Origin of the sequence: Kutzneria sp. NPDC051319 (genome assembly GCF_040682195.1) — a bacterium.
Classification (GTDB): domain Bacteria; phylum Actinomycetota; class Actinomycetes; order Mycobacteriales; family Pseudonocardiaceae; genus Kutzneria.
This window is the reverse complement of the sequence record NZ_JBFBAM010000056.1, coordinates 36,854-63,057: the sequence shown is the minus strand read 5'-3', so window position 1 is coordinate 63,057 and position 26,204 is coordinate 36,854. Positions and strand designations below refer to the sequence as shown.

The following is a 26,204-nucleotide window of genomic DNA, read 5'->3' as shown; positions in this document are numbered from 1 at the left end:
CACCTGAGCCACTCACGTAGGGAGCCCAGAGCGCACGTGAGTGGCTCAGGTGGCCGCTAGGGCGAAATGAGCCACTCACGTAGCGAAAAGGGTCAGGCGTAGGCGACCTTGAAGTGTTTGATGCCGTTGAGCCAGCCCGAGCGCAGGCGCTCCGGCTCGGCCAGCTTGTGGATGTCGGGCATGCGGTCGGCGATGGCGTTGAAGATCAGCTCGATCTCCAGCCGGGCCAGGTTGGCGCCGAGGCAGTAGTGCGTGCCGCTGCCGCCGAAGCCGAGGTGGGGGTTGGGGTCGCGGCCGATGTCGAACGCGTGCGGGTTGTCGAAGACCTCGGGGTCGAAGTTGGCCGAGCTGTAGTACATGCCGACCCGCTGCCCCTGCTTGATCTCGACACCACCGAGCTCGACGTCCTGGGTGGCCGTCCGCTGGAAGGCGACAACAGGTGTTGCCCAGCGCACGATCTCGTCGGCAGCGGTGGCGGTCCGCTCCTCCTTGAACCGCTCCCACTGCTCGGGGTGGTCCAGGAACGCCGCCATGCCGTGGGTGATGGCGTTGCGGGTGGTCTCGTTGCCGGCCACGGCCAGCAGCAGCACGAAGAAGCCGAACTGGTCGGAGCCGAGGGACTCGCCGTCGACGTCGGCCTGCACGAGCTTGGTGACGATGTCGTCCATCGGGCAGGCCCGGCGCTGCTCGGCCATGTTCCAGGCGTAGCCGAGCAGCTGCGCGCTGGCGACGTCCGGCTCGATCTCGTACTCGGGGTCGTCGTAGGCGATCATCTGGTTGGACCAGTCGAAGATCTTGAGCCGGTCCTCCTGCGGCACGCCGAGCAGCTCGGCGATGGCCTGCAACGGCAACTCGCACGCCACGTCGGTGACGAAGTCGCCCTGGCCGCGGGCGATCGCCTCGGACACGATGTGCTCGGCCCGGTCGCGCAGCGTCTCGCGCAGCGAGTTGATCGACTTGGGCGTGAAGCCGCGGGAGACGATGCCGCGGACCTTGGTGTGCTGCGGCGGATCCTGGTTGAGCATGATCAGCCGCAGGGCCTCCATGCGCTCCGGGGGCATCTCCTGCCCGAAGCGGACGATGGCCCCCTTCTCCCACGAGGAGAACACATCGCTGCGCCGCGAGATCTCGCGGACGTCACAGTGCCGGGTGACCGCCCAGAAGCCGCCGTCCTGGAAGCCGCCGCAGTGGCCGTCCTGCGCGTTCCACCAGACGGGCGCGGTGCGACGCAGTTCGGCAAAGTGCTCGTACGGCACGCCATTGGCGTAGATGTCGGGATCGGTGAAGTCGTAGCCGTCGGGTACCACGTTGCCTCCAAGCACCTCGTCGTGCGTGGAACGGGTTCTACGGCATTCCTAGCATACGGCGTTAACTTGCGGAACCCTGCTGCTCAACTGGCCATTGCGACCAACGAGAACCTGTTCTAGTTTTGGGGTATGGGCACCCCGGTGATCGTGGCAGCGGCGCGGACGCCGATCGGCAAGCGCGGCGGCTGGCTGTCCGGTCTGCACGCCGCCGAACTGCTCGGCGCCGCGCAGCAGGCCGTCGTGGACCGGGCCGGCATCGATCCGGCGCTGGTGGAGCAGGTGATCGGCGGCTGCGTGACGCAGGCGGGCGAGCAGTCCAACAACATCACCCGGACGGCCTGGCTGCACGCGGGCCTGCCGCAGGGCGCCGGCTGCACGACCGTCGACTGCCAGTGTGGTTCCGCGCAGCAGTCCACGCACCTGATCGCCGGCCTGATCGCCATCGGCGCGATCGACGTCGGCATCGCCTGCGGAGTGGAGGCGATGAGCCGGGTTCCCTTGCGCAGCAACGTGGGCGCCGACGCGGGTACGCCGCGGCCGGAGTCGTGGGACATCGACCTGCCCAACCAGTACCTGGCCGCGGAGCGGATCGCCCAGCGGCGCGGCATCACCCGTGAGGACGTGGACCGGTTCGGGCTGCGGTCGCAGGAACTCGCCCGTGCCGCCTGGGATGCCGGGCGGTTCCGGGAAGAAGTCGTGCCCGTGAAGGGCGTAGACATCGATCAGGGCCTGCGCGAGACCAGCATGGAGGCGTTGGCGCGGCTGAAGCCCGTGCTGGAGGACGGCGTGCACACCGCCGGCACCTCGTCCCAGATCTCCGACGGGGCCAGCGCGGTCCTGCTGGTGTCGGAGGAACGGGCGCGGCAGCTGGGCCTCACTCCCCGCGCCCGGATCGTGTCGCAGTGCCTGGTCGGCGCGGAGCCGTACTACCACCTCGACGGTCCCGTCGCTGCCACCAGCCGGGTGTTGGAACGTAGCGGTATGACCATCGCCGACCTCGACCTGTTCGAGGTCAACGAGGCCTTCGCCTCCGTGGTCCTGTCGTGGCAGTCGGTGCACCAGCCCGATCCCGCGAAGGTCAACGTCAACGGCGGCGCGATCGCCATCGGGCACCCGGTCGGCAGCACCGGAACGCGGTTGATCACGACCGCCCTGCACGAGTTGGAGCGGCGGGACGCCTCGACGGCGTTGATCTCCATGTGCGCGGGTGGTGCGCTGGCCACCGGCAGCATCCTGGAACGCATCTGACATCTCACGTTCGCCCTGCGGCCGGCCGGTAGCCACCTTGTCCGACCATGTTGGGACTTGTGCAGACAAGTCTGGGGCTTTCCGCCGAGTGGCTGCGGGACAACTGCCGGTGCGGCCAATGCCGTGACGCCGTCAGCGGCCAGAAGTTGTTCGACCTGAACGAAGCAACGGCCGTGGCCGAGATCGTCGAGTCGCCGCACGAGGTGACGGTGGTCTTCGACGACGGCCACCGCTCGGTGTTCGACCGCGCCTGGCTGGCCTCGCCCGTGCCGTCGGGCCATCGCGACGAGTCGACGAAGGTTTTCGACGCCGGCCTGGTGTCGGCGTCCTGGCCGGCCTACCTCGATGACGACGCCGAGCGGCTGCGGTGCCTCGACTCCGTGCTGCGTAACGGCTTCGTCCTGCTCCGGGGCGTGCCCACCCGGCCCGGCACGGTGTTGGAGGTCGCCGAGACGTTCGGGTTCGTGCGGGAGACCAACTACGGGCGGCTGTTCGACGTGCGGGTGGTCAAGTCCCCCAACAACCTGGCCTTCACCAGCAAGGCGATCTCCCCGCACACCGACAACCCGTACCGCGACCCCGTGCCGACGCTCCAGTTGTTGCACTGCCTGGAGAACGCCACCGCCGGCGGCGACACCGCCGTGGTCGACGGCTTCGCCGTGGCGTCGAAGCTGCGAACCGTGGATCCCGAAGCGTTCGAGGCGCTGACCCGCACCCCCGTGACGTTCTCCTTCTCCGACGCCACCACGTTCCTGAGCGCGTTCCGGCCGATCATCGACGTCGATCCCGCTGACCGGATCCGCGAGGTCCGCATCAACAACCGGTCCATGCAGCCCGGCCGCGAGCACGGAACCGAGTTCTACCGGGCGTATCGGGCCTTCCGTGCGCTGCTGACCGAGGCGCAGCTGTCGTTCCGGCTGGAGCCCGGCGACTGCCTGCTGTTCGACAACACCCGGATCCTGCACGCCCGCAGCGGTTTCTCCGCCACAGGTTCGCGGCACCTCCAGGGCTGCTACGCCGATATCGACGCACTGGCCAGCACCGCCGCCGTGCTCCGGCGGACGCCCGTCGCCGAGCTGGCCGCCATGTTCGACGGGCCCGGCGGCGCGGCGTACCTCGGGGAGCCGGTGACTCAGGCCCAGCACATGCTCCTCGCCGGCGGCAAGGCCGTCGAGGCGCAGGCCCCCGATCACCTTGTCGCCGCTGCGTTGTTGCACGACATCGGGCACCTCGTCGCCGACGAGAAGCACCATGACACCGCCGGGGCCCGGTTCCTGTCCCGCTGGTTCCCGCCGGCCGTCACCGAGCCCGTGCGCCTCCACGTCGCCGCCAAGCGGTACCTGTGTGCCACCGAAGCGGGGTACCTCGAGGCCCTCTCCCCGGCCTCCGTCCGCACCCTGGGTTTCCAGGGCGGGCCCATGACCCCTGACGAGGCGGAGGACTTCGCCGCCGGGCCCTACGCCGAGGACGCCGTCGCTGTGCGCCGCTGGGACGAGGCCGCCAAGGACCCCGCCGCCGCCGTGCCAGCCTTTTCACGTTTTGCTCCGCGGCTGGAGCGGGTGATCCGGCCGACGCGGCCTGCCTGAAACCGTATTTCGGTGTGCCGGAGAGCGGGACTCGCGGGGGGTTACGACGTGGGGCTGCGGCGGCCGTCGAAGGGCTGGCCCAGGAACTCGAACATCTTCCGATCCTCGAAGGGCAAGGGCTTTCCGACGAGGCGGTGGGTGCCGACCGAGTACCAGTAGCCGGGCTCGGTGTCGAAGCCCAGCTCCTCGAAACCGGCCTCCGCGAACCACTCCCGGATGGTCGGCGTCAGGTCCGGGGCCTCGTGGTGGCGGGTCCAGACCACGGTCGCCCCCTCGCGGCACAGCATCGGCAACAGCGACACCGTGCGGTGAACGTCCTCGTCGGGCACATTGCCGAAGACCCCGCACGCCAGCACGACATCCGCCGGGTAGTAGGCCGAGGTGACAGAGGCATCGCCCTCCACGACCTCGATACCCGGGACGGCCTGCGCCCGCGCGGCGGCGACGTTGGCCGGGTCCAGTTCCACCAAGCGGCCCACCACATCGGCGGCCCGGTCGAACTCCGCCAGCGCGCCGAAGACGTCCAGGCCTTGCCCGGCGCACATGCTGATCAGCCGGATCTCGCCGGAAGGCGCTTGCCGCAAGGCGGTCAGGACCCGCCGCCTTACGTGGGCCAGCCGGCGGGTCAGGCCGGAGGAAGGATCGTCGTACGCCGCGTGCCACTCCACCCAGTTCTTCACCGTTGTGACGGTAGCCGGGACAATGCCTTGGCGCCCGCGGAATTCCGCACCGTGAACGCCACGGCGTCGCCGACGTAGCGGTCGTCGGACCACTCCAGCAGCAGGCCGTTGGGGTCGGCCGTCCGTCGCCGCTCCCGCAGCAGCGGCACCCGAGGGCGGATCTCCAACAGCCGCGCGTCCTCCGAGGAGGCGGGCACGGCGTCGATCTGGTGCTCGGCGTCGGCGAAGATCACGCCGAGGTCCTCCAGCCGCTCGGTGATCGACACGACGTCCAGCGACATGCCGGCGACCATGGCCCCCACCGGCTCGCGATAGGCCGTTCGCTCGATCATCACCGGCCGTCCGGACAGGTAGCGCACGCGGGTCAGGTGGTAGACCCGGCTGCCCAGCGGCACCTCCAGGTGCGCGCACTCGTCCTCGTTGGCGGCGCGCAGCTCCAGCCGCTCCACCCGGCCCGCCGGCTGCTCGCCGATCGCCCTGGCCCAACGGGAGAAGCTCACCAGCTCGTTGAACGTCTGCAACCGCGGCCCGCCCAGCACCACCCGGCGCGCGCCCTGCCGTGACGAGATCACCCCGTCGGCCACCAGCGCCGCGAAGGCCTGCCGGATCGTTCCCCTCGACGCGCTGTACCGCGCGGCCAGCTCCGCCTCCGACGGAAGCCGGGCCCCCGCCTGGTAGGCGCCGGAAACGATGGCTGCCCTGATGTCCTCGGCCACTCGGCGGTAGAGCGTCGTCCCCATGCCAGCACCGTAACCCGCAACCGGTCGGTCACCGGGCGTGAGGGGAACAAGACATCGGGAGTTCACCTTGGTGTCCGACCATGTTCCGACTTATCTGGCCAAGTGGTCGTCTCGGTGAACAAGTCTGCCGGCAGTCGTTCCCCGCACTCCTTGGAGTCACCCCGTGAACAGAAGCCGTACCGCCCTCGCGGCCGGTCTGCTGGCCGTCGTCGCGCTGGCCGCCACCGCATGCGGCTCCTCGTCGGGCGCGAACAGCGCGTCCAACACCAAGGCCGCCACCGCGAAAAGCGCCGCCGACCTGGGCGGCATGGACGCCCTCGTCGCCGCGGCCAAGGCCGAGGGCACGCTGAACGTGATCACGCTGCCGCGCACCTGGGCCGGCTACGGCGATCTGATGGACGGCTTCACCAAGAAGTACGGCATCAAGATCAACGACGCCAACCCGGACGGCAGCAGCCAGGACGAGATCAACGCGGTCAAGCAGCTCAAGGGCCAGGACCGCGCCCCGGACGTGCTCGACCTGGGCTCCTCCTTCGCGCTGTCGGCCGCCGCGTCCAACCTGCTCGCGCCCTACCAGGTGGCGACCTGGAAGGACATCCCGGACGCGCAGAAGGACGCACAGGGCCGCTGGTTCAACGACTACGGCGGCTACATCTCCATCGGCTACGACGCCGCGCGCGTGAAGACGCCGCCGACCTCGATCGCCGACCTGGCCAAGGCCGACTACAAGGGCATGGTCGCGCTCAACGGCGACCCGCAGAAGGCCGGCGCGGCCTTCGCCGGCGTGTACGCCGCGGCGCTGGCCAAGGGCGGCAGCGTGGACAACATCCAGCCGGGCATCGACTTCTTCGGCGAGCTCAAGAAGTCCGGCAACTTCATCCCGGTCGGCGCCACCCAGGCCACCATCCAGTCGGGCCAGACGCCGATCACCATCGACTGGGACTACCTCCAGGTGTCGGCGGCCAACACGCTCAAGGGCAAGGTGGACTGGAAGGTCGTCGTGCCCAAGGACGGCCTGTACGCCAACTACTACAACCAGGCCATCAGCGCCACCGCCCCGCACCCGGCCGCCGCGCGGCTGTGGGAGGAGTACCTGTACTCCGCCGAGGGCCAGAACGGCTTCCTGAAGGGCTGGGCCCGCCCGGTCGAGCTGGCCGCCATGCAGGCCGCCGGCACGGTGGACAAGACCGAGCTGGCCGCGCTGCCGCAGGTCGACGGCAAGTCGCCGTTCCCGACCGAGGCGCAGCTGGACGCGGCCAAGAAGGTCATCGCCGACAGCTGGGCGAAGACCGTTGGCTGACATGAAGTTCCGGAACCGGCAGCGGCTCGACGTGCTCGGGCTGCTGCCGTTTCTGGCCTATGTCGTGGTGTTCCTGGGCGTGCCGACGGTCTCCGTGGTCGTCGGCGCGTTCCAGGACGACACCGGCGGCTGGACGCTGAGCAACATCGGCGCCGCCGCCGGCGACCCGTATCTGCACGCTTTTGTGGTCAGCACGGAGATCTCCGCGCTGACGGCGGTGATCGGCGCGCTCGTCGGGCTGGCCATCGCCTTCGCGGTGAGCGCGTCCCCGCCCGGCGGCGTGCTGCGCCAGGTGGTGTCGACGGCCTCCGGTGTGCTGGCCTACTTCGCCGGTGTGCCGCTGGCCTTCGCGTTCATCGCGGCCATCGGCAGCCAGGGCCTGGTGACCCGGTGGCTGGGCGCGCTGGGTCTGGACATCTCCGGCTTCAGCCTGTTCGGCTTCGCCGGGATCACGGTGGTGTACCTGTACTTCCAGATCCCGCTGATGGTGCTGGTGATCTTTCCGGCGCTGGAGGGGCTGCGCCCACAGTGGCAGGAGGCGGCCAGCAACCTGGGCGCGAGCCGCTGGCAGTACTGGCGCCTGGTCGGCGGCCCGCTGCTGCTGCCGCCGTTCCTCGGCGCGCTGATGTTGTTGTTCGCCAACGCCTTCGCCGCCTACGCGACGGCCGCCGCGCTGACCAACGGAATCATTCCGCTGGTCCCGATCCAGATCGCCGCCGTGATGTCCGGCAACGTGGCCGTGGGCCAGGAGAACCTGGGCAACGCGCTGGGGTTGGGCATGATCCTGATCGTCGGGCTCGCGCTGGCCGGCTATGCCTGGATGCAGCGCCGGACGTCGAGGTGGTTGCGATGACCGCAGTTGTCGACCTGACCGCCGCGCCGCGCGCCGCGACCCGCCGCAAGCTGGGCCGCAGCCGTGTCGTCGCGTGGCTGGTGCTGATCGTCTCCGCGCTGTTCTTCCTGATTCCCATTGTGGCGTCGGTGGAGTTCAGCCTGCGCGGTGTGCACGACACGCACGATCTGTCCACCTGGGAGAACCTGTTCGGGCAGCCCGGCTTCCTGGACAACCTGATCACCTCGCTGGAGCTCGCCGCCGGCACCGTGGTGATCACGCTGGTGCTGATGGTGCCCACCACCGCGTGGGTGCACCTGCGGCTGCCCCGGATGCGCCGGCTGATCGAGGCGATCTGCGTGCTGCCGCTGGTGATTCCGGCGGTGGTGCTGGCCAACGGCGTGCTGGTGGCGTTCCGCGGCGGCCCGAGCTGGATCACCGGCACCCCGGTGATCCTGGCGCTGGAGTACGTGGTGCTGGCGCTGCCGTTCACGTATCGCACGCTCGACGCCGGCCTGTCCTCGATCCCGCTGACCACGCTGGTCGAGGCCGGCCGCAACCTCGGGGCCGGCTGGCTGACCGTGCTGATGCGGGTGGTCGTGCCCAACCTGCGCACGTCCATCCTGAACGCGTCCATTCTCAGCGCGGCCATGGTGTTGGGCGAGTTCACCATCGCCAACCTGTTGCTGTTGAACACCTTGCCGGTCTGGACGGTCCAGGCCGGTCAGCAGGACGGCGAGGTCGCCACCGCGGCCTCCATGCTGATCCTCATCGTCACCTGGGCCTTGCTGCTGCTGATGTCCGTGTTCGGTCAGCGCGGCGCCCGCCGCACCGGGAGGTCCTCATGACCGCGACCATCGACACCAGCACCGAAGCCCGGCCCGGCAGTCCCGTCCGGCTGGCCGGGCTGCGCCGCGGCTACGGCCAGGTGACCGCGCTGGACGGCCTCGACCTGGACATCGCGCCCGGCGAGCTGGTCAGCCTGCTCGGGCCGTCCGGCTGCGGCAAGACCACCGCGCTGCGCATCGTCGCCGGGCTGGAGCACAGCGACGCCGGCGCGGTGTTCGTGGACGGCCAGGACATCACCAAGGTGCCGGCCAACAAGCGGGACATGGCCATGGTTTTCCAGTCCTACAGCCTGTTCCCGAACCTCACCGCCGGCGAGAACGTCGCCTTCGGCCTCCGCCTGCGGGGCGTCTCCCCCGCCGAGCGGCGCAAGCGGTCCGGCGAGCTGCTGGAGCTGGTCGGCCTCACCCAGCACTACGACCGTTACGCCACCCAGATGTCCGGCGGTCAGCAGCAGCGCGTGGCCCTGGCCCGGGCCCTGGCCATCGAGCCCAAGGTGCTGCTGCTGGACGAGCCACTGTCCGCTTTGGACGCCAAGGTACGGGTGCAGCTGCGGGACGAGATCCGTGGCCTGCAACAGCGTCTGGGCATCACCACCCTGTTCGTCACGCACGACCAGGAGGAGGCGCTCAGCATGTCCGACCGCGTCGCCGTGATGAACGACGGCCGCCTGGAGCAGTGCGCCAGCCCCGACGAGGTCTACACCCGCCCCGCCACGCCTTTCGTGGCCGCCTTCGTCGGCGCCATGAACCGCATCGGCGGCATCGCCTCCGGCGCCGAGGTCGAGATCCTCGGCCAGCGCCTGTCGGTCACCCAGCCGCCCGAGGTCCCGGCCGGTGCCAAGGTCACCGCCCTGGTGCGCCCCGAGTCCGTGCTGCTCTCCCCCGCCGTCGCCGGCACCGTCCGCGTGGCCCGCAGCAGCTTCCGCGGACCCGTCACCCGGGTCACCGTGGAACTCCCCGACGGCACCGAGGTGGACAGCGACCTGCCCAGCTCCGCCGCCGTCGACCTCCGCCCCGGCACCCTCGCCGACATCCGCTTCGCCCCCGAGCCGGTGATGGTCATCCGGTAGCGCTGCACGCCGCGCCCCCGTCCACGCCGGCGTGGACGGGGTGCCGGCATATTCGCTTGACCTCTAGCAAGGTGGAGGCGCGAGAGTGATCACATGCCCGCCTCGACCACCGACACCCTGACACAGTGGATCAACGACCACGCCCACCCGCTGACCACCGCCGATCCCGACAGCGCGCTCACCGATCTGTCGCCGTTGCGGCACATGGTGGGTGACGCCCGCCTGGTCGTCCTGGGTGTCTCGCTCCGTGACACGCATGAGCTCGCGGGCGTCTCCCATCGGATACTGAGGTTTCTCGTCGAGGAGCTGGGCTTCCGTTCGCTGGCGATCGAAGGCGACGACGCGACGAGCACCCTGCTCGACGAGTACGTGGTCACGGGGACCGGTGATCCAGGAGCGTTGCTGGCGAACGCGCGGCCGTTCTTGCGGACCTGGGAACTGCTCGATGCCGTCGACTGGGTGCGTGGACACAATCAGGGGCATCCGGCCGACGCGGTCCGCATCGTCCACCCGGCCGGCGGGCGCGCGGTGTCCACACAGGACAGTCTTGCGGACATCGAGCGGCTGCTGGCGGAGAACGTCATCCGGTGGCACGGGCAGACCGGGCACAAGATCGTCTACTGGGGCGGCATCGGGCATACCGCCAACAGCCTTACCCGCACCATCTCACCGTCGACGCCGCCGGCCGTCCATCGAAGCGCCGGCAGCTATCTCCGGGAATCCTTCGGATCCGGTCACCTCTCCGTCGGCCTGACCTTCCACCACGGCTCTACGTCGTACGACATTCCCGCGCCACCGGCCGAGTTCGCCGAGGCCACGCTCGACGCCGCCGGCCCGGACGCCTTTCTGCTGGATCTGCGTGACCCGGACCCGGCCGAGGTCCGAACCTGGCTCGACCGCCCGACCATGACCCGGCTGATCGGTCCGAGCTACGACCCCGACGACAACGCCGCCTACCACCTGTCCGGTGACTCGCTCGCCGAGTGGTTCGACGTCATCGTGCACTGGCGGGAGGTCACGCCCGCCCGCTACCGGTGATGGTCATCCGGTAGCGAACAGGCTTGCCGCCGCACCCCGTTCACGCCAGCGTGGGCGGGGTGGAAGCTGCCTACGACGAGATCGCCGACTGGTACGAGCAGGACTTCGAGCCGCTGCCCGGGTTGTACCGGCAGCTTGGGCAACTGCTGGGGGCGGGTGACGGCGTGTGCCTTGAGGTGGGCTGCGGGACCGGGGCGCATGCGGAGACGGTGAGGGGTCTCGGCTGGACGCCGGTCGGCATCGACCTGTCGACCGGCATGCTGGGGTACGCCATCGAGCGGCTGCCGGTGGCGAGGGCGAATGCCGAGCGCCTGCCGTTCGCGGACGACTCGGTGCCGGCGGTGGTCTCGGTCATGGTGCACACGGACATGCCGGCCTATCCGAAGGTGCTGCGGGAGGTGCACCGGGTTCTGCGGCCGGGTGGGGTTTTTGTCCACGTCGGGGTGCATCCCTGTTTCTGCGGGCACTTCGCCGACCGGTCGGATCCGGACAACATCGTGATCACGCCGGGTTATCACGACGGCAGCTGGACGAAGAAGTCGTGGACCGACAAGGGGGTGCGCAACCGGGTGGGGGCGAAGCATTATCCGCTGCACGAGCTCCTGAACGCGGTGACGGACGCGGGGTTGCGGATGGAGCGCTTCGGCGAGGGCGACGAGGCGGCCCCGATCACGTTCTCGGTGCGGGCGCGCAAGTGAGCTTTCCCTTGTGGACAGCGTCGTCCGCATCGTCCGCACCGATCGGGGTAGCGTGGCGGGATGGATCTCAAAGGCCTGGTCGCCGTGGTCACCGGCGCGAGCCGGGGCGTGGGCAAGGGCATCGCCATCGAGCTGGGCGCGGCCGGCGCGACGGTGTACGTGACGGGCCGCAGCACCAAGCCGGGCCGGCTGCCGGGCACGATCGGCGACACGGCCGACGAGGTGACGCAGGCGGGCGGCACCGGCATCGCGGTGGCCTGCGACCACCGGGACGACGAGCAGATCGCGGCCCTGTTCGCCCGGGTCGCCGACGAGCAGTCGGGGCTGGACATCCTGGTCAACAACGTGTTCTCGGCGCCGGACATGGCGCCGACGATGGGCCACTCGTTCTGGGACCTGCCGGTCGGCGTGTGGGACCAGATCGTCGGACTCGGCACCCGCGCGCACTACGTGGCGGCGGTGCACGCCGTGCCGCTGATGCCGGCCGGCAGCATGATCGCCAACCTGTCGTCGCCGGGCGCGGCCGTGTACCAGAACAACGTGGCCTACGGCGTGGGCAAGGCCGCCACCGACAAGATGTCCTCGGACATGGCCGTCGAGCTGAAGGACCGTGGCGTGTCGGTGTTCTCGATCTGGCCGGGCCTGGTCCGCACCGAGTTCCTGCTCGCCGCCGCCCGCACCACCGCCGACGGCCGCACGGTGCTGGACTTCCCGGACGGCCGGATGTTCGAGGTGGGGCAGGCCGAGACGCCGCGTTTCATCGGCCGCGGCATCGTCGGCCTGGCCACCGATCCGACCCGGCTCGACCGGTCCGGCGGCATCGAGACGACCGCCGGACTGGCCGTGCGCTACGGGTTCACCGACGTGGACGGCGCGACGCCGCCGCTGTCGGCCCAGATCGGCTGATCAGCGCCGCCGGACCAGCAGGCTCGGGATCGTCAGCAGCGACAGTCCGGCGAGCATCAGGACCAGGGCCAGGACGATCAGCCAGCCGCCGTTGAAGCCCGTGTAGGCCAGCGCCTGGCCGCCGGTGTCGATCGGCGGGACGTCGACCGGCACGACCGGGGCGGCGGTCGTGGTGGGCGGCAGCGTCGTCGTGCCGGTGGGAACCATCGTGGTCGTGGTGGTCCCGGTGGTGGTCATCGGCACCGTGGTCGTGGTCGACACGGTCGTGGTCGGGCACGGGGTCGTGGTCGTGGTGGTGACCGGCGGCTTCTTGGTCGTGGTGGTCGTGCTCGGCGGCGCGGTGGTGGTGGTCGTGCTCGGCGGCACGGTGGTGGTAGTGGTCGTTGTCGGCACGGTCGTGGTGGTCGTGGTCGGCACAGTGGTAGTCGTGGTCGTCGTCGGCACGGTCGTGGTCGTGGTGGTGGTCGGGACCGTCGTGGTCGTGATCGGCACCGTGGTGGTCGTCGTGGTCGTGGTCGTCGCCGGCACGGTGGTGGTCGTGGTGGTGGTCGGGACCGTCGTGGTGGTCGTCGGCGGCGGCGGGGTGGTCGTGGTCTTGGTGCCGCACACGAACCAGTGGCTGATCGTCGCGGGCATGCCGCTGTTGCCGGCCAGGGGCGGGTGCAGGGCGGTCCACGGCAGCGTTCCGAGCGAGCCGGGCAGGTACACGTTGTAGGCCGGTGCGCCCTTGACGACGACGCCGGTGACGGTGGTGCCGGCGGGCAGGGCGGTGATGGTGATGTAGGTGTTGGAGACGACGGTGGCGGTCACGCTGATGGGCCCGCCGGCGAGGCCGGCGGCGGCGCAGGTGGTGACGTTCCCGGCGTGCACGACGGCACGCGAGTCGCCGGACTGGGGCGGCGTCGGGGGCGCGCCGAAGGCGGCCCCGGCGAAGGACAGGGCCACACCGCCCGCGATCAGCGCGGCGGCGAGTGAGAAGCGGATGACCGACTTGGCCATGACAGCCTCCAGCGGCGGCGAAGTGGAGTTCCACTCGGAGAATGCGCCGCTGCGACCACAATGGACGGTTTCGTTGCCGCTTCGTTAGGCCGAATGCCGGTGCGTGACCGACTCAGCCCGCACCGTAGACGGGCTCGGGTGGCACGGACTTGTCGAGCAGTGCTCGCACGGCGGGGCCGACTTCGTCGACAGGCCAACGTTCTTCACGTTCCACGGTGGGCCCACGACGCCAGCCGTCGGCCAGGCAGATGCGGCCGCCGTCGACCTCGAAGACGCGGCCGGTGACGTCGCCGGCGTCCTCGCTTCCCAGCCACACCACCAAAGGCGACACGTTCTCCGGGGCCATGGCGTCGAAACCGTCGACCGGCGCGGCCATCTGGGCGGCGAAGGTGTCGGCGGTCATGCGAGTCCGTGCCGCGGGGGCAATCGCGTTGACGGTGACGCCGTAGCGATCGAGCTCGGCCGCGGCGACGAAGGTCAGGCCGAGGATGCCGGCCTTGGCGGCCGAGTAGTTGCCTTGGCCGACACTGCCGAGCAGTCCTGCCCCTGACGTCGTGTTGATCACGCGTGCCGTTACCGGATGCCCGGCCTTGTGCTGCTGACGCCAATAGGCCGAGGCATGCCGCAGCGGCGCGAAGTGGCCCTTCATGTGCACCCGGACCACATCGTCCCATTCGGACTCGCCGAGGTTGACCAGCATGCGGTCCCGGACGAAACCGGCGTTGTTGACCAACACGTCCAAGCGCCCGAAGGTGTCCAGGGCGGTGTCGACCAGGCGGGCGGCGCCGTCCCAGTCGGCGACGTCGTCCCGGTTGGCCACGGCCTGCGCGCCGATCTCGGTCACGACGGCGGAGGCGGCGTCATCGAGGTCGTTGACGACCACGGAGTAGCCGGCGGCGGCGAAGGCGAGGGCGTGGGCGCGGCCCAGGCCACGCCCGGCGCCGGTGACGATGGCTACGCGACTCATCGTGCTCCCTGATCCGATTGGGCCGTATAGAAGGCGGGCCATTCCCCGCCGCCGTGCACGAGCAGCGTCGCGCCCGACACGTACGAAGCGAGCGGCGACGCGAGGAACAGCGCGCAGTGGCCGACGTCCTCGGGCTCGGCCAACCGCCCCAGCGGCACGGTCTTGGCCACCGCCGCCAGGTCCGGGAAGTGCAGGTCGGACAGCTCGGTGCGCACGGGCCCCACCGCCAGCGCGTTGACCCGCACCTTGGGCGCCCACTCCACGGCGAGGCTGCCGGTCAGGCTGTCCAGCCCCGCCTTGGCCGCCCCGTATCCGGCGGTGCCGGGCGACGGCCGCCGCCCGCTGACGCTGCTGACCATGACGATCGCGCCGCCGCCGGGCTGCTCCTGCATCACCCGGTTGACCTCCTGCGAGACCAGCAGCGGCGCCAGCAGGTTGAGCTCGACGACCTTGGCATGGAAGCGCGGCGACGCCTCGGAGACCGGCACCGACGGCGCCCCGCCGGCGTTGTTGACCAGGACGTCCAGTCGCCCGTACCGATCGACGATGCCGGCGACGAGGGCCGCCACCTCGGCCGGTTCGCGCACGTCACAGGCCACGAAGTCCGGATCGGGAACCTCCGGCGGGCGGCGGGCGCAGGTGACTACGGTGGCGCCGGCGTCACGGAAAACCCGCGTGATCCCGGCCCCTACTCCCCTGGTGCCGCCGGTCACGAGAGCCACACGTTCGCTCAGTCTCATCGGCACTTCCAAGGTCAGCGGATGCCTGTTAACGTACCAAGCAACCGCTAGGTTGGGAAGGAGTGCCGATGGGCATCTCCAGCAGCCACACCGGATCCGGCGTCACGGTGATCACGATCGACTATCCCCCGGTGAACGCCGTCCCGGTGAAGGGCTGGTTCGACCTGGCCGACCAGCTGGTCGCCGCCGGACGACGGCCGGAAACCCACGTCGTGGTGCTGCGAGCCGAGGGCCGCGGCTTCAACGCGGGCGTGGACATCAAGGAGATCCAGGCCACCGAGGGCTTCGACGCGCTGATCGGCGCCAACCGCGGCTGCGCGGCGGCGTTCTCCGCGGTCTACGACTGCGAGGTGCCGGTCATCGCCGCGGTCAACGGCTTCTGCCTCGGCGGCGGCGTCGGACTGGTCGGCAACGCGGACATCGTCGTCGCCGCAACGGATGCCACGTTCGGACTGCCCGAAGTGGACAGAGGGGCGCTGGGCGCGGCCACCCACCTGGCCCGGCTGGTGCCGCCACACCTGATGCGGACCCTGTACTACACGGCAAGGCGAATCTCGGCCGAACAGCTGCACCACCACGGTTCCGTGTACGAGGTGGTGTCGCCGGACAAGCTCGACGCGGCGGCAATGGCGCTGGCCGAGGAGATCGCCGCCAAGGACACCCGGGTGATCCGCTGCGCCAAGGAGGCGCTCAACGGCATCGACCCGCAGCACGTGCACCGCAGCTACCGCTACGAGCAGGGCTTCACCTTCGAGTTGAACCTGTCCGGTGTTTCCGACGAGGCGCGTCGGGCCTTCCTGGAGGGATGACATGCGGGACAAGCGGATGAGCGCGGCCGAGGTGGCCGCCGAGCTGTCCGACGGAATGACCGTCGGCATCGGCGGCTGGGGCTCGCGGCGCAAACCGATGGCCCTGGTGCGGGCCGTTCTCGACTCGCCGGTGCGCGACCTGACCGTGGTCTCCTACGGCGGCCCGGACGTCGGCCTGTTGTGCGCCGCCGGCAAGGTCCGCCGCCTGGTGTTCGGTTTCGTCTCCCTGGACAGCATCGCCTACGACCCGTGGTTCCAGCGGGTGCGCCAGCAGGGCGGCATCGAGGTCAGCGAGTACGACGAGGGCATGTTCTACAGCGGACTGCTCGCCGCGTCCCACCGGCTGCCGTTCCTGCCCATCCGCGCCGGCCTCGGCTCGGACGTCATGCGGGTCAACCCCGAGCTGAAGACCGTGCGATCCCCTTACGACGACGAGGAACTGGTCGCCATGCCGGCGCTGAACCTCGACGTGGCGCTGGTCCACCTCAACCGGGCCGACCGGCACGGCAACGGCCAGTACCTCGGCCCCGACCCGTACTTCGACGACCTGTTCTGCCTGGCGGCCAAGCGCCGTTTCCTGTCGTGCGAACGGATCGTGGACACCTCGGAGCTGGACGGGCCGCCGCAGTCGCTGCTGACCAACCGGATGATGGTCGACGGCGTGGTGGAGACGCCCAACGGCGCGCACTTCACCTCCTGCGTCCCCGACTATGGCCGGGACGAGAAGTTCCAGCGCCACTACGCGAAATCCGCCGCCGACGAGGAACTCTGGCCGTCCTTTGTGGACCAGTTCCTGTCGAGAGGCGAGACCGGATACCAACTCGCCGTGCAGGGCTTGTCGTGAGGGGGTTGTCATGAGCCGCATCGACGTGTGCGTGGCCGCCTGCGCCGATCTCTTCCTCGGCGCCGGCGAGATCCTGGCCAGCCCCATGGGGTTGATCCCCCAGCTGGGCGCGAAGCTGGCCCGCCTCACGGCCGAGCCGGACCTGCTGATGTCCGACGGCGAAGCATACCTGTTGGGGCAGAACGGGATCGAGGGCTGGCTGCCCTACCGCAAGGTGTTCGACGTGGTCGCGGGCGGTCGCCGGCACGTGGTGATGGGCGCGAACCAGCTGGACCGCTTCGGCAACCAGAACATCTCGTGCATCGGCGACCACGACAAGCCGACCCGTCAGCTGCTGGGCTTCCGCGGCGCGCCCGGCAACACGGTCAACCACCGCACCAGCTACTGGGTTCCCAAGCACAGCAAGCGAATCTTCGTGCCGCAGGTGGACGTGGTCAGCGGCGTCGGCCATGACCGAGGCTTCCACCACGTGCACCGGGTCGTCACCAACCTGTGCGTGCTGGACTTCGCCACTCCGGACGGCTCGATGCGGCTGGTGTCGACGCATCCCGGCGTGACCGTCGAAGAAGTCCTGGACAACACCGGCTTCCCGCTGCAAACCGACCAGGTCGGCACGACCCGCGAGCCGTCGCCGCAGGAGCTGGAGCTGATCGACAAGCTGGATCCGGATCATGCTCGAGACTGAGCTCACGCGCCTCACGGGCGTGCGGCATCCGGTGGTGCAGACGGGCATGGGCTGGGTCGCCGGCCCACGCCTGGTGTCGGCCACGGCGAACGCGGGCGGCCTCGGCATCATCGCCTCGGCCACGATGACCCTCGAAGAGCTCGACCACGCGATCACGGAAACCCGGCGGCGAACGGAGAATCCGTTCGGCGTCAACCTCCGCTCGGACGCCTCCGACGCGACCGACCGGGTGGATCTGCTGATCAGACACGGCGTCAAGGTGGCCTCCTTCGCGTTGGCCCCCAAGAAGGACCTGATCACGAAGCTGAAGGACCACAGCATCGTGGTGATGCCGTCGATCGGCGCGGTCCGCCATGCCGAGAAGGTCGCCGCGTGGGGCGTCGACGCCGTCGTCGTGCAGGGCGGCGAGGGCGGCGGCCACACCGGCGCGGTGGCGACGACACTGCTGCTACCGAGCGTGGTCGACGCCGTGGACATCCCGGTCGTGGCGGCCGGCGGCTTCTACGACGGCCGCGGCCTGGCGGCGGCGCTGGCCTACGGCGCGGCCGGTATCGCCATGGGCACAAGGTTTCTGCTGACCAGCGACAGCCCGGTGCCGGAGGAAGTCAAACGCCTCTACCTGGCAGGAGGTCTGGACGGCACGGTCGTCACGACAAAGGTCGACGGCATGCCGCACCGGGTGCTGCGCACCGACCTCGTCAACCAGCTGGAACGGTCCGGCCGGTTCCGGTCGCTGCTCGGCGCGCTGGCCAATGCCCGCAAGTTCAAGGCGCTGACCGGCATGAGCCTCAGGACCATGATCGGCGACGGCCTGCGCATGAAGCACGGCCGCGAGCTGAGCTGGTCTCAGGTGATCATGGCGGCCAACACGCCGATGCTGCTGCGGTCCGGGCTGGTGCAGGGCAACACCGACGCCGGCGTGCTGGCCGCCGGACAGGTGGTCGGCGTGCTGAGTGATCTGCCAAGCTGCGAGGAACTGATCACCGGCATCGTCGCGCAGGCGACCGCGGTGATCGACGGACTGGCCGGAGGTCGACGATGGCACAACAGCGGCGTGGCCGACGCATCGCCCTGAGCGACGCGGAACTCGACGAGTTTCTCGGCGCGGAACGCACCTGTCGGGTGGCGACGGCCGGCCCGGACGGCCCGCACCTGACGGCGCTGTGGTTTCTGTGGCACGACAAGACCCTCTGGCTCACCTCGATCACGCGGGCCAAGCGGTGGGCCCAGCTGAAACGGGATCCGAAGGTGGCGGTTCTGGTCGACGCCGGCCGGGAATACGGCGAGCTGCGCGGGGTGGAGCTGCGCGGCGAGGTCGAGTTCGTCGGCGAGGCGCCGCGTACCGGCGAACCGGTGGCTGAGCTGGTCGAACCGGAGAAGTTGTTCGCCCGCAAGTACTTCGGCGGCGAGCAGATGTTCCACGACGGGCGGCACGGGTGGATGCGGCTGCGGCCGCACACCGTAGTCTCCTGGGACTTCCGCAAACTGGGGTAAAACGGCGGAAAAGGTACCGACGATCGTCGGGTGTTCCCGTTGCGCACACAGGGCTAGCTTTCGGTTACGCACGACTGTCCCTGCCAGTCGCCGAAAGGTGTATTTCCCATGCGCAAGTCACTTGTCGCAGCCACGATCGCCGGTGCCGCCCTCGCGGCCGGCCTGGTCGCGGCCCCGGCCCAGGCCGACGTCAGCCCGAACATCATCGGTGGCGGAGCGGCCAGCAACATCCCCTACGGCGCCCAGATCTACTGGACCAACGCCGGCTCCGGCAACGGTTTCGAGTGCTCCGGCACGATCATCGCGCCGCAGTGGGTGCTGACCGCGCAGCACTGCCAGAACAACCCCGGCATGTACGTCCTGGTCGGCAGCCTGAACCTGGGCCAGGGCACGCGCGCCACCGTCGACCGCCAGGTCCCCTCGCCCAACGGCGACATCCTGCTGGTGCACCTGAGCACCGCCATCAACACCACGTTCAGCAAGCTGGCCAGCGCCGACCCGGCGACCGGGACCACCAACCAGATCTACGGCTGGGGCCGCACCCAGGGCAGCAACCCGCCCTCCCCCGTGCTGAAGACGGCCAACGTGCGGGTGACCGGCCACAGCACCGACGCGTTCGGCGGCCGGGCCATCGCCAGCACCGGCATCAACGGCGCGGCCTGGCACGGCGACTCCGGCGGCCCCGAGGTCTACAACGGCCAGCAGGTCGGCGTCTGCTCGACCGGCAACAACAGCGGCTCCAACCCGCAGGGCACGCAGAACTACGCCAGCGTGGCCACCAGCCGCTCCTTCATCCGCAGCACCGCGGGGGTCTGATGCGCGGCAGTGCGGTGGCGGCCGCACTCGTCGGCGTGGCCATGACGGTCGCGCCGGCGGCGGCCTCGGCGGCGTCGGCGAGCCCGAACATCATCGGCGGCACGCAGGTGAGTTCGGCCCCGTGGGGCGCGCAGATCTACTGGAACAGCGGGGGCAGCGAATTCGACGGATTCGAATGCTCCGGCACGATCATCGCGGCGCAGTGGGTGGTCACCGCGCACCACTGCCAGAGCAGTTCCGGCATGCACGTGAAGATCGGCAACGTGAACTTCGACCAGGGCACGAACGTGGCCGTGGACCGGCAGTACACCTCGCCCAACGGCGATATCGCGCTGCTGCACCTGGCCACCGCCGTGCAGACGTCGTACATGCCGCTGGCGTCGGCCGACCCGCCCACCGGGTCGACCAACCAGATCTACGGCTGGGGCCGGACGCTGAACCAGAGCCCACCGGCTTCGGTGCTGCGCACGGCGAACGTCCGGGTCACCGGGCGCAGCACCGACGCCTACGGCGGGCGGGCCATCGCCAGCCAGGGCGTGAACGGCGCGGCCTGGCACGGTGACTCCGGCGGCCCCGAGGTCTACAACGGGGCCGAGGTCGGCGTCGCGTCGACGGCGGGCAACAGCGGGTCGAACACCCACGGCACGCAGAACTACGCCTCCATCGCGTCCAGCCGCAGTTGGATCCGGTCGACGACCGGAGTGTGAGAACGTCGACGGGGCCGCCTGCGCGCGGCCCCGTCACGTACTTAGATGGAAGGCATGGAGTACACGAACCTCGGCAGGACCGGGCTGTCCGTCTCGCGCCTGTGCCTGGGCACCATGAACTTCGGCTCCCAGACCGACGAGGCCACCAGCCACGGCATCATGGACGAGGCACTGGACAAGGGCATCAACTTCTTCGACACGGCCAACGTGTACGGCGGCGCCGCCGGCAAGGGCCGGACCGAGGAGATCATCGGCGACTGGTTCGCCTCCGGCGGCAACCGCCGCGAGCGGACCGTGCTGGCCACCAAGCTCTACGGCGCCACCGGCGACTGGCCCAACGAGGGCAAGCTGTCGGCGCTCAACGTCCGCCGCGCGATCGACGCGTCGCTGCGCCGGCTGCAGACCGACTACGTCGATCTGTACCAGTTCCACCACGTCGACCGGGCCACGCCGTGGGAGGAGCTGTGGCAGGCCTGCGAAACCCTTGTCGCGCAAGGCAAGGTGCTCTACTTCGGGTCGTCCAACTTCGCCGGCTGGCATCTGGCCGTGGCGCAGGCCGAGGCGGCCAGGCGCAACTTCCTCGGGCTGGTCGCCGAGCAGTCGCACTACAACCTGCTCACCCGTGAGGTCGAGCTGGAGGTGCTGCCGTCGGCCCAGGCCCACGGCATCGGCGTGATCCCGTGGAGCCCGTTGGCTTCCGGGCTGCTGGGCGGCGCCGTCCGCGGGCAGCGCGAGGGCAAGCGCCGCTACAGCGACTTCCTGGCCAAGACCCTGGAGAAGCGCCGTGAGCAGCTCGGCCAGTGGGAGGACTTCGCCGAGAAGCTGGGCCACGAGCCGGGCGACCTGGCCCTGGCGTGGCTGCTGCACCAGCCGGCGGTGACCGCCCCGATCATCGGCCCGCGCACCGCCGAGCAGTTCGCCGGAGCCCTGAAGTCGTTGGAGATCACGCTGTCCGCCGAGGACCTGGCGGCGATCGACGAGATCTTCCCGGCCTACAAGACGGCCCCGGAGCACTACGCCTGGTGACGGGCCGCGACCGTGAGGTCGGCGACCAGTCCCTGGTACGCCGCCTCGCGGTCGGGCGCCCGCAGCACCGCCGACGGATGCACCGTCGCCACCGCGGGAACGCCCTGCTCCAGCTCGACAATCTCGCCGCGGTGCCGGGTGAGCCGAAACCCGCTGCCCAGCAGGGCCGATGCCGCCGTCGCCCCGAGCAGCACGACCAGTTCCGGCTCGACCCGGTCCAGCTCGGCCAGCAGCCACGGCCGGCAGGCCGAGACCTCGCCCTGGCCGGGCTTCTTGTGGATGCGGCGCTTGCCGCGTTCCGGCAGCGTGAACTTGAAGTGCTTGACGGCGTTGGTCAGATAGACCTCGGCCCGGTCGATGCCGGCGTCGACCAGCGCGCGGTCCAGCAGTTTTCCGGCTGGGCCGACGAATGGCGCGCCTTCGACGTCCTCCCGGTCGCCCGGTTGCTCGCCGACCAGGAACAGCCTGGCGTCGGCCGGTCCTTCGCCGAACACCGTCTGCGTGGCGTCCTTGTACAGCTCGCAGCCGTGGCAGTCCGCGGCGGCCCGGCGCAGAGCCGCCAGGCCGCCGCGGTGCGGAACGTAGTCCACTGCCGTCATATCGAGGCCAGCAGGCCGCCGAGCACGGCGACGTTCTTGAGGAAGTGGGCTCGCTCCTCGGGGTCGCCGGACTCCCAGACCCGGTGGCCGACCAGCGTGGTCGGCACCAGGTCGGCCGCCAGCACGAACGCCGCGACCTTGGGCATCCGGCCGGCCGCGAGCAGCAGGCCGGCGCCGAGCTTCAGGCACGCGTCGACCCGAACCAGGGTCATCGCGTCCGTGGGCACCCACTCCGGCAGCACCTTGCGGTAGCGCTCGATCATCGGCTCCGCGTGTTTGGCCAGCGGGGCCGGGTCCTTCAGGGTCTCCCATGCGCTCGTCATGAACACCGCCGACAGCATGGGCCGGGCCAGCACTTTCAGCATCGTCGGTCTCCTTGTCGGGTCACCGGTGGGAGTACCCGCCGGCGACCCGACAAACTCGTCTCAGCGCAGACCGCACTTCCGTGCGCAGTTGGTCCAGGGCTGCCAGCCGCGCTGCCGCCACAGCGCCAAGGCCTTGGCGTCCTGCGTGGCCGCGGCGGCGCGGTGCGGGTAACCGGTGCCGCCGAGGCCCTGCCACGTGCGGAGGGTGAACTGGTAGGCGCCGTACTCGCCGTTGCCGGTGTTCAGGTCGTAGCGGTTGCCGGACTCGCAGCGGCGCAGCTTCAGCCAGTCGCTCGTGCTGGGATCGGCCGACGCCGGCGACGCGGCGAGCAGCAAGAGCCCGCTCACCGCCGCCGCCAGCACAGCCATCCTGGAACTTCGTCCTGGTGCCATGGGCCGGACGTAAGCAGACCCCCGTGGCGGCCACCACCGGTCGTCAAGGCGGTCACAGAATGTGATCACTCGGTCCAGCTACCGACGGGACGCCCGCGGCCGACGCCCGCCGAAGATCGTCTTGCGGTCCGACCGCATTTCCGGGATCCCTTGCCGCACTATCAGAACGGCCGCGCGGCCGCCGGACGGAGGCGGGCCGCCGCCGCGGCCAACTTTCACCCGAACGGCAACGGCATCCGTTGCTTATATAAGCCCGTACTGATACTTTGCCAGCCATGTTCGACGTGAAGCAGCAGATCAACGCCGTGAGCCGTCGGGTCGGCAGCCGGACGCTGGAGGCGGGCGAGGCCCGCACCGTCACCGTCAGCCAGACGTACGACACCGACCTCGACGACCTGTGGGAGGCCGTGACCACGGCCGAGCGCATCGCCCGCTGGTTCCTGCCCGTCGCCGGCGAGCTCAAGCTCGGCGGGCACTACCAGCTCCAGGGCAACGCCGGCGGCACCGTCACCGCGTGCGAGGCGCCCCGGGCCTTCGACGCCACGTGGGAGATGGGCGACCAGGTCAGCTGGATCGAGGTGCGCCTGAGCGCCGTCGACGGCGGCACGCTGTTCGAGCTGCACCACATCGCCGTGGTCGGCGAGCACTGGGACACCTACGGCCCCGGCGCGGTCGGCATCGGGTGGGACGGGGCGGTGCTCGGCCTGGCCATGTACCTGGCCACCGGGGCCGGCATGACGCCCGAGGCCGCCGCCGAGTGGATGACCTCCCCCGAGGCCAAGGAGTTCTACACGGCCAGCGGCCGGCAGTGGATCGAGGCCGACATCGCGTCCGGCGCCGACCCGGCCAAGGCGACGGAGGTCGGCGAGCGCACCATCGGCTTCTACACCGGTGCGGCCTGACGATTTCCGTGGCGAAAAACAATTCCGCCGAACGCGAACGTTTAATGGCCCGCGACACGCCGCTTGACCGGAGTCGGCGGCCGTTGTCGCAGGTCAGGGCCGGGTAGCGGGCTCCTTGTACTGCTGTGGGCGAACACGGTCGCACCGGCCGACTCCGCCGCGATCCGCTCGGCTAGAGTGACGGTCAGGAATCAGGAAGTCCTGGCTTTCAAGAAGAGGCGGACAGAAGTGGAACACCACGCCAACGCGGACCTCGTGGCGCGCGCCGCGTCCGGGATGAACCTCACCGACTCGGTCTACGAGCGCCTGCTGCGCGACCGGATCATCGTGCTCGGCTCTGAGGTCGACGACGACGTGGCGAACCGGATCGTCGCTCAGCTGCTGCTGCTGACCGCGGAGAACCCCGAAGAGGACATCAAGCTCTACATCAACTCCCCCGGCGGCTCCGTGACCGCGGGCTTCGCGATCTACGACACGATGCAGTTCGTGCAGCCCGACGTGCAGACCTACGCCATGGGCCTGGCCGCGTCGATGGGGCAGTTCCTGCTCTCCTCCGGCGCCCCCGGCAAGCGCTACGCGCTGCCCTACGCCCGGATCATGATGCACCAGCCGTCGGGCGGCGTCGGCGGCACCGCCTCGGACATCAAGATCCGCGCCGAGGTCTACGCCCTGTGGAAGAAGGAGCTGGCCGAGATCACCGCGCGCCAGACCGGCCAGCCCGTCGAGGCCATCATCCGCGACGGCGACCGCGACCGCTGGTTCACCGCCAAGGACGCGCTGACCTACGGCTTCATCGACCACGTCATCGAGCGGTCCGCCGACCAGATCTGATGTGAGGTTGTGCGGAAAGGGCCTTCCCTCCGGGGAAGGCCCTTTTTCCTACAGGCGCTTGTGCCACCACGGGTCGCCGCGGGCCGCGAACGGGTTGTTGGCGGTGTTGGCCAGGTACGTCTCGTCGAGCGGGCGGACCAGGTCGAACAGCTCACGGGCCGCGTGCCGAGGCAGGCCACGCAGCGCCGACTCCAGCGTCTCGCGCACCTCGAACGGGAATTCCCAGGACCGGTCGCGGTAGTAGCGGTGATGTGGGTCGCGAACGGCGTCGGTCCACACCTTCAAGGCCCAGGCGATCTGGCCGGGATGCTGCTCCCAGCGGCGAACGGCTCCGGTCAACCGGGCGGAAGCGCGCGGCAGGCCGCGCACCCGAGGTGTCGGTCTGCGGGGGATGTGGACCGCCCGCAGCGCATGGGGGCGCCTACGCGGCATGGCCCTTTCGGAAGATCGTCATGCCCGCCACTCTACGACGACGCCATGCGCCGCCTCCACCACGAGGCAGAGGGGCTGGCAAACGGGTCGGGCACCGTACTGGCCCAGTAGAGCTCATCGAGCGGGACCACCATCGACCGCAACTCACGGGCCAGCCGCGGCGGCAGCGCCCGCATCGCGGACTCCAACTCCGACCGCGCATCGTGCCCGAAATACATGTCGTTGCAGCCGCATGGGCAACGATCGTCCACTCGGCTTTGGGCTTCGGCCCGCCAGGTCCGCAGCGCGGCAGCGACGGAGGCGATCCCGTTGCGCTCCAGGCGAGCCAAAGCGCTCACCAGACGGGCGGAGCCACGGGGTAGCCCGGGCTCCTTCTTGGCATCGCTGCGGCGAACCCGCAGCTCATGGGGCCGTCTACGCGGCATGGTCCCTTCGGACGATCATGCCGGCCGACTCTACCGGCGCAGCAGCGACGGGTCGATGTCTTTTGGCGGCTCGCCGGCGCCGAGGTCGGCGGGGTCGTAACCGGTGGGATAGCCGGGATATGTCCGGTTGCCGGGGTCGTTGGCGAGCTTGGAATGCCGGCGGGGCGGCAGTTCCCGCACCACAGCTGACCGCAACCGGACGCCGGCCTCGGACAGGCGGGTGAGCCAGGGCGGGGCGGGCGCGAACCCGAAGGCGTCCAACAGGGGGCGGTCCATGAGGGAGCGCAGGGCAGGGCGGATCAAAGGCCGCGAAAAGGAGGGATACCAGGAGCAGAAGAGCTCCAGGGTGTAGCGGCCGACGGCGGCATTGGTGTCGGTGTAGACGAAGTTCGTCCGCTCGTAGTCCACATTGAACTGCTCGAACTCCGCGTAGCTGCTAGGAATCAAGCGGACGCCCATGCGGGCGCCGACGGCGCGGTAGAAGTGGAACCCGGCCAGGCGCTCGTGGTCGGACAGGCGCCGCCAGCCGAAGCGGTCGAGCCAGCGGATGGGCTCGAACACGAAGGTGGACAACACGTACAGCATGTCGTCGTTGCTGATGCGGTACCGGCCGTGGGCTCGATTGACCGACTTCAGGGCGGCCTTGCCGCGCGGCGAGTCGTAGCCGTGCTCCATCATCTCGGCCATGAGCAGCGCGGTGTCGTCGTACCGGCGCTGGGGCCGCAGCTCGAACTCGCGGGTGGCGGCGAGCAGCGCGGAGATGGACGGCACGGAGTAGGTGCGGAACAGGGCGAACTCCAGCGACCGCTGGAAGTCCCACGGGAACTCGAAACCCGCCGACAGCCGGTAGATCTCCTGGTGGTCACGCTCGGGATCCAGCGACAGGATGTGTCTGAGGTTGTCCCAGCGGCCCACGA

General features: G+C 70.0%; 31 protein-coding genes. 19 read left to right on the top strand and 12 right to left on the bottom strand.

Annotated elements, in window-relative coordinates; translation table 11 throughout:
* Positions 1 to 92 precede the first annotated feature (92 nt).
* Positions 93 to 1,307 (bottom strand): cytochrome P450, encoded by a 1,215-nt coding sequence (locus AB0M73_RS36595; RefSeq protein WP_363900962.1) that lies wholly within the window; start codon positions 1,305 to 1,307, stop codon positions 93 to 95.
* Positions 1,308 to 1,436: 129 nt separating this feature from the next.
* On the opposite strand from AB0M73_RS36595, the gene AB0M73_RS36590 reads away from it, so the two are divergent.
* Positions 1,437 to 2,555, top strand: a complete 1,119-nt coding sequence (locus AB0M73_RS36590) for a steroid 3-ketoacyl-CoA thiolase (protein ID WP_363900959.1) — start codon at positions 1,437 to 1,439, stop codon at positions 2,553 to 2,555.
* Between the two features lie 47 nt (positions 2,556 to 2,602).
* Positions 2,603 to 4,141 carry a TauD/TfdA family dioxygenase gene (locus AB0M73_RS36585; protein ID WP_363900956.1) on the top strand — a complete coding sequence of 513 codons (1,539 nt, stop codon included), beginning with the start codon at positions 2,603 to 2,605 and terminating at the stop codon, positions 4,139 to 4,141.
* Between the two features lie 41 nt (positions 4,142 to 4,182).
* Here the strand turns inward: AB0M73_RS36585 and AB0M73_RS36580 are convergent, their stop codons facing one another.
* Together AB0M73_RS36580 and AB0M73_RS36575 are read right to left on the bottom strand one after the other, a co-directional pair.
* Positions 4,183 to 4,821 carry a hypothetical protein gene (locus AB0M73_RS36580; protein WP_363900953.1) on the bottom strand — a complete coding sequence of 213 codons (639 nt, stop codon included), beginning with the start codon at positions 4,819 to 4,821 and terminating at the stop codon, positions 4,183 to 4,185.
* On the bottom strand, positions 4,818 to 5,561 hold the full coding sequence (locus AB0M73_RS36575; RefSeq protein ID WP_363900950.1) for a GntR family transcriptional regulator: 744 nt from the start codon (positions 5,559 to 5,561) through the stop codon (positions 4,818 to 4,820). The genes AB0M73_RS36580 and AB0M73_RS36575 overlap by 4 nt, the downstream gene beginning before the upstream one ends.
* Positions 5,562 to 5,724: 163 nt before the next feature.
* Between AB0M73_RS36575 and AB0M73_RS36570 the strand changes: the two genes are divergently transcribed.
* The 7 genes from AB0M73_RS36570 (at position 5,725) to AB0M73_RS36540 (ending at position 12,253) form a co-directional block, all read left to right on the top strand.
* The gene (locus tag AB0M73_RS36570) at positions 5,725 to 6,861 is read left to right on the top strand and encodes an extracellular solute-binding protein (protein ID WP_363900947.1); all 1,137 of its coding nucleotides are present in this window, start codon (positions 5,725 to 5,727) and stop codon (positions 6,859 to 6,861) included.
* Between the two features lies 1 nt (position 6,862).
* Positions 6,863 to 7,714 (top strand): ABC transporter permease, encoded by an 852-nt coding sequence (locus AB0M73_RS36565; RefSeq protein WP_363900944.1) that lies wholly within the window; start codon positions 6,863 to 6,865, stop codon positions 7,712 to 7,714.
* Positions 7,711 to 8,541 (top strand): ABC transporter permease subunit, encoded by an 831-nt coding sequence (locus AB0M73_RS36560; RefSeq protein ID WP_363900941.1) that lies wholly within the window; start codon positions 7,711 to 7,713, stop codon positions 8,539 to 8,541. Before AB0M73_RS36565 ends, AB0M73_RS36560 begins: the two co-directional genes overlap by 4 nt.
* Positions 8,538 to 9,611, top strand: coding sequence for an ABC transporter ATP-binding protein (locus AB0M73_RS36555; protein WP_363900938.1), 1,074 nt, complete (start codon positions 8,538 to 8,540; stop codon positions 9,609 to 9,611). Before AB0M73_RS36560 ends, AB0M73_RS36555 begins: the two co-directional genes overlap by 4 nt.
* Before the next feature lie 93 nt (positions 9,612 to 9,704).
* Positions 9,705 to 10,649, top strand: coding sequence for an erythromycin esterase family protein (locus tag AB0M73_RS36550; protein WP_363900935.1), 945 nt, complete (start codon positions 9,705 to 9,707; stop codon positions 10,647 to 10,649).
* A gap of 59 nt (positions 10,650 to 10,708) precedes the next feature.
* Complete coding sequence (locus AB0M73_RS36545) at positions 10,709 to 11,347, top strand: class I SAM-dependent methyltransferase (protein WP_363900932.1); 639 nt, start codon at positions 10,709 to 10,711, stop codon at positions 11,345 to 11,347.
* A 60-nt stretch (positions 11,348 to 11,407) separates the two neighbouring features.
* Entirely contained in the window at positions 11,408 to 12,253 is an 846-nt protein-coding gene (locus AB0M73_RS36540; protein WP_363900929.1) for an SDR family oxidoreductase, read from the top strand.
* Here the strand turns inward: AB0M73_RS36540 and AB0M73_RS36535 are convergent, their stop codons facing one another.
* The 3 genes from AB0M73_RS36535 to AB0M73_RS36525 form a co-directional block, all read right to left on the bottom strand.
* Positions 12,254 to 13,252 (bottom strand): hypothetical protein, encoded by a 999-nt coding sequence (locus tag AB0M73_RS36535; protein WP_363900926.1) that lies wholly within the window; start codon positions 13,250 to 13,252, stop codon positions 12,254 to 12,256. It abuts the gene before it with no gap.
* 112 nt (positions 13,253 to 13,364) lie between these two features.
* On the bottom strand, positions 13,365 to 14,219 hold the full coding sequence (locus AB0M73_RS36530) for an SDR family oxidoreductase (protein ID WP_363900923.1): 855 nt from the start codon (positions 14,217 to 14,219) through the stop codon (positions 13,365 to 13,367).
* Positions 14,216 to 14,971, bottom strand: a complete 756-nt coding sequence (locus AB0M73_RS36525; protein WP_363900920.1) for an SDR family oxidoreductase — start codon at positions 14,969 to 14,971, stop codon at positions 14,216 to 14,218. Before AB0M73_RS36525 ends, AB0M73_RS36530 begins: the two co-directional genes overlap by 4 nt.
* Before the next feature lie 56 nt (positions 14,972 to 15,027).
* On the opposite strand from AB0M73_RS36525, the gene AB0M73_RS36520 reads away from it, so the two are divergent.
* The 8 genes from AB0M73_RS36520 (at position 15,028) to AB0M73_RS36485 (ending at position 21,340) form a co-directional block, all read left to right on the top strand.
* Positions 15,028 to 15,768 (top strand): enoyl-CoA hydratase family protein, encoded by a 741-nt coding sequence (locus AB0M73_RS36520; protein ID WP_363900918.1) that lies wholly within the window; start codon positions 15,028 to 15,030, stop codon positions 15,766 to 15,768.
* Position 15,769: 1 nt separating this feature from the next.
* Entirely contained in the window at positions 15,770 to 16,612 is an 843-nt protein-coding gene (locus AB0M73_RS36515; RefSeq protein WP_363900915.1) for a CoA-transferase, read from the top strand.
* A 10-nt stretch (positions 16,613 to 16,622) separates the two neighbouring features.
* The gene (locus tag AB0M73_RS36510) at positions 16,623 to 17,297 is read left to right on the top strand and encodes a CoA-transferase (RefSeq protein WP_363900912.1); all 675 of its coding nucleotides are present in this window, start codon (positions 16,623 to 16,625) and stop codon (positions 17,295 to 17,297) included.
* Entirely contained in the window at positions 17,284 to 18,372 is a 1,089-nt protein-coding gene (locus AB0M73_RS36505; protein ID WP_363900909.1) for a nitronate monooxygenase, read from the top strand. The genes AB0M73_RS36510 and AB0M73_RS36505 overlap by 14 nt, the downstream gene beginning before the upstream one ends.
* The gene (locus AB0M73_RS36500) at positions 18,336 to 18,791 is read left to right on the top strand and encodes a pyridoxamine 5'-phosphate oxidase family protein (protein ID WP_363900905.1); all 456 of its coding nucleotides are present in this window, start codon (positions 18,336 to 18,338) and stop codon (positions 18,789 to 18,791) included. The genes AB0M73_RS36505 and AB0M73_RS36500 overlap by 37 nt, the downstream gene beginning before the upstream one ends.
* 108 nt (positions 18,792 to 18,899) lie before the next feature.
* Positions 18,900 to 19,607, top strand: a complete 708-nt coding sequence (locus tag AB0M73_RS36495) for a trypsin-like serine protease (RefSeq protein ID WP_043715920.1) — start codon at positions 18,900 to 18,902, stop codon at positions 19,605 to 19,607.
* Positions 19,608 to 19,648: 41 nt separating this feature from the next.
* On the top strand, positions 19,649 to 20,314 hold the full coding sequence (locus tag AB0M73_RS36490; protein ID WP_363900969.1) for a trypsin-like serine protease: 666 nt from the start codon (positions 19,649 to 19,651) through the stop codon (positions 20,312 to 20,314).
* Between the two features lie 54 nt (positions 20,315 to 20,368).
* On the top strand, positions 20,369 to 21,340 hold the full coding sequence (locus AB0M73_RS36485) for an aldo/keto reductase (protein ID WP_363900901.1): 972 nt from the start codon (positions 20,369 to 20,371) through the stop codon (positions 21,338 to 21,340).
* On the opposite strand, the gene AB0M73_RS36480 is transcribed toward AB0M73_RS36485, so the two are convergent.
* From AB0M73_RS36480 to AB0M73_RS36470, 3 genes are read right to left on the bottom strand one after another with little or no spacing between them, the layout of a single operon-like run.
* Entirely contained in the window at positions 21,328 to 21,939 is a 612-nt protein-coding gene (locus tag AB0M73_RS36480) for a UdgX family uracil-DNA binding protein (RefSeq protein ID WP_363900898.1), read from the bottom strand. The two genes, AB0M73_RS36485 and AB0M73_RS36480, sit on opposite strands and share 13 nt — an antisense overlap.
* On the bottom strand, positions 21,936 to 22,304 hold the full coding sequence (locus AB0M73_RS36475) for a DoxX family protein (protein ID WP_363900895.1): 369 nt from the start codon (positions 22,302 to 22,304) through the stop codon (positions 21,936 to 21,938). The genes AB0M73_RS36480 and AB0M73_RS36475 overlap by 4 nt, the downstream gene beginning before the upstream one ends.
* A 60-nt stretch (positions 22,305 to 22,364) precedes the next feature.
* Positions 22,365 to 22,673, bottom strand: a complete 309-nt coding sequence (locus AB0M73_RS36470) for a transglycosylase family protein (RefSeq protein ID WP_363900892.1) — start codon at positions 22,671 to 22,673, stop codon at positions 22,365 to 22,367.
* 299 nt (positions 22,674 to 22,972) lie between these two features.
* Here AB0M73_RS36470 and AB0M73_RS36465 point away from each other — a divergent pair, with 299 nt between their 5' ends.
* A complete protein-coding gene (locus AB0M73_RS36465; RefSeq protein WP_363900889.1) occupies positions 22,973 to 23,599 on the top strand; it encodes an SRPBCC family protein in 627 nt (208 codons plus the stop codon).
* Between the two features lie 228 nt (positions 23,600 to 23,827).
* Positions 23,828 to 24,430, top strand: coding sequence for an ATP-dependent Clp protease proteolytic subunit (locus AB0M73_RS36460; RefSeq protein ID WP_084579015.1), 603 nt, complete (start codon positions 23,828 to 23,830; stop codon positions 24,428 to 24,430).
* 48 nt (positions 24,431 to 24,478) lie between these two features.
* Here the strand turns inward: AB0M73_RS36460 and AB0M73_RS36455 are convergent, their stop codons facing one another.
* From AB0M73_RS36455 to AB0M73_RS36445, 3 genes are read right to left on the bottom strand one after another with little or no spacing between them, the layout of a single operon-like run.
* A complete protein-coding gene (locus AB0M73_RS36455; RefSeq protein WP_363900885.1) occupies positions 24,479 to 24,862 on the bottom strand; it encodes a hypothetical protein in 384 nt (127 codons plus the stop codon).
* A 32-nt stretch (positions 24,863 to 24,894) separates the two neighbouring features.
* Positions 24,895 to 25,287, bottom strand: a complete 393-nt coding sequence (locus AB0M73_RS36450; RefSeq protein WP_363900882.1) for a hypothetical protein — start codon at positions 25,285 to 25,287, stop codon at positions 24,895 to 24,897.
* Positions 25,288 to 25,317: 30 nt separating this feature from the next.
* Entirely contained in the window at positions 25,318 to 26,202 is an 885-nt protein-coding gene (locus tag AB0M73_RS36445) for an oxygenase MpaB family protein (protein WP_363900879.1), read from the bottom strand.
* Between the last annotated feature and the right edge of the window lie 2 nt (positions 26,203 to 26,204).

Bases quoted from the DNA above. Each gene is read 5' to 3' on its own strand.
- AB0M73_RS36530 (WP_363900923.1), bottom strand. From the start codon at position 14,219: ATGAGTCGCGTAGCCATCGTCACCGGCGCCGGGCGTGGCCTGGGCCGC.
- AB0M73_RS36540 (WP_363900929.1), top strand. From the start codon at position 11,408: ATGGATCTCAAAGGCCTGGTCGCCGTGGTCACCGGCGCGAGCCGGGGC.
- AB0M73_RS36510 (WP_363900912.1), top strand. From the start codon at position 16,623: ATGAGCCGCATCGACGTGTGCGTGGCCGCCTGCGCCGATCTCTTCCTC.
- AB0M73_RS36515 (WP_363900915.1), top strand. From the start codon at position 15,770: ATGCGGGACAAGCGGATGAGCGCGGCCGAGGTGGCCGCCGAGCTGTCC.
- AB0M73_RS36575 (WP_363900950.1), bottom strand. From the start codon at position 5,561: ATGGGGACGACGCTCTACCGCCGAGTGGCCGAGGACATCAGGGCAGCC.
- AB0M73_RS36560 (WP_363900941.1), top strand. From the start codon at position 7,711: ATGACCGCAGTTGTCGACCTGACCGCCGCGCCGCGCGCCGCGACCCGC.
- AB0M73_RS36585 (WP_363900956.1), top strand. From the start codon at position 2,603: ATGTTGGGACTTGTGCAGACAAGTCTGGGGCTTTCCGCCGAGTGGCTG.
- AB0M73_RS36550 (WP_363900935.1), top strand. From the start codon at position 9,705: ATGCCCGCCTCGACCACCGACACCCTGACACAGTGGATCAACGACCAC.
- AB0M73_RS36455 (WP_363900885.1), bottom strand. From the start codon at position 24,862: ATGCCGCGTAGGCGCCCCCATGCGCTGCGGGCGGTCCACATCCCCCGC.
- AB0M73_RS36490 (WP_363900969.1), top strand. From the start codon at position 19,649: ATGACGGTCGCGCCGGCGGCGGCCTCGGCGGCGTCGGCGAGCCCGAAC.
- AB0M73_RS36520 (WP_363900918.1), top strand. From the start codon at position 15,028: ATGGGCATCTCCAGCAGCCACACCGGATCCGGCGTCACGGTGATCACG.
- AB0M73_RS36470 (WP_363900892.1), bottom strand. From the start codon at position 22,673: ATGGCTGTGCTGGCGGCGGCGGTGAGCGGGCTCTTGCTGCTCGCCGCG.
- AB0M73_RS36555 (WP_363900938.1), top strand. From the start codon at position 8,538: ATGACCGCGACCATCGACACCAGCACCGAAGCCCGGCCCGGCAGTCCC.
- AB0M73_RS36495 (WP_043715920.1), top strand. From the start codon at position 18,900: ATGCGCAAGTCACTTGTCGCAGCCACGATCGCCGGTGCCGCCCTCGCG.
- AB0M73_RS36505 (WP_363900909.1), top strand. From the start codon at position 17,284: ATGCTCGAGACTGAGCTCACGCGCCTCACGGGCGTGCGGCATCCGGTG.
- AB0M73_RS36475 (WP_363900895.1), bottom strand. From the start codon at position 22,304: ATGCTGAAAGTGCTGGCCCGGCCCATGCTGTCGGCGGTGTTCATGACG.
- AB0M73_RS36480 (WP_363900898.1), bottom strand. From the start codon at position 21,939: ATGACGGCAGTGGACTACGTTCCGCACCGCGGCGGCCTGGCGGCTCTG.
- AB0M73_RS36500 (WP_363900905.1), top strand. From the start codon at position 18,336: ATGGCACAACAGCGGCGTGGCCGACGCATCGCCCTGAGCGACGCGGAA.
- AB0M73_RS36485 (WP_363900901.1), top strand. From the start codon at position 20,369: ATGGAGTACACGAACCTCGGCAGGACCGGGCTGTCCGTCTCGCGCCTG.
- AB0M73_RS36565 (WP_363900944.1), top strand. From the start codon at position 6,863: ATGAAGTTCCGGAACCGGCAGCGGCTCGACGTGCTCGGGCTGCTGCCG.
- AB0M73_RS36590 (WP_363900959.1), top strand. From the start codon at position 1,437: ATGGGCACCCCGGTGATCGTGGCAGCGGCGCGGACGCCGATCGGCAAG.
- AB0M73_RS36465 (WP_363900889.1), top strand. From the start codon at position 22,973: ATGTTCGACGTGAAGCAGCAGATCAACGCCGTGAGCCGTCGGGTCGGC.
- AB0M73_RS36535 (WP_363900926.1), bottom strand. From the start codon at position 13,252: ATGGCCAAGTCGGTCATCCGCTTCTCACTCGCCGCCGCGCTGATCGCG.
- AB0M73_RS36450 (WP_363900882.1), bottom strand. From the start codon at position 25,287: ATGCCGCGTAGACGGCCCCATGAGCTGCGGGTTCGCCGCAGCGATGCC.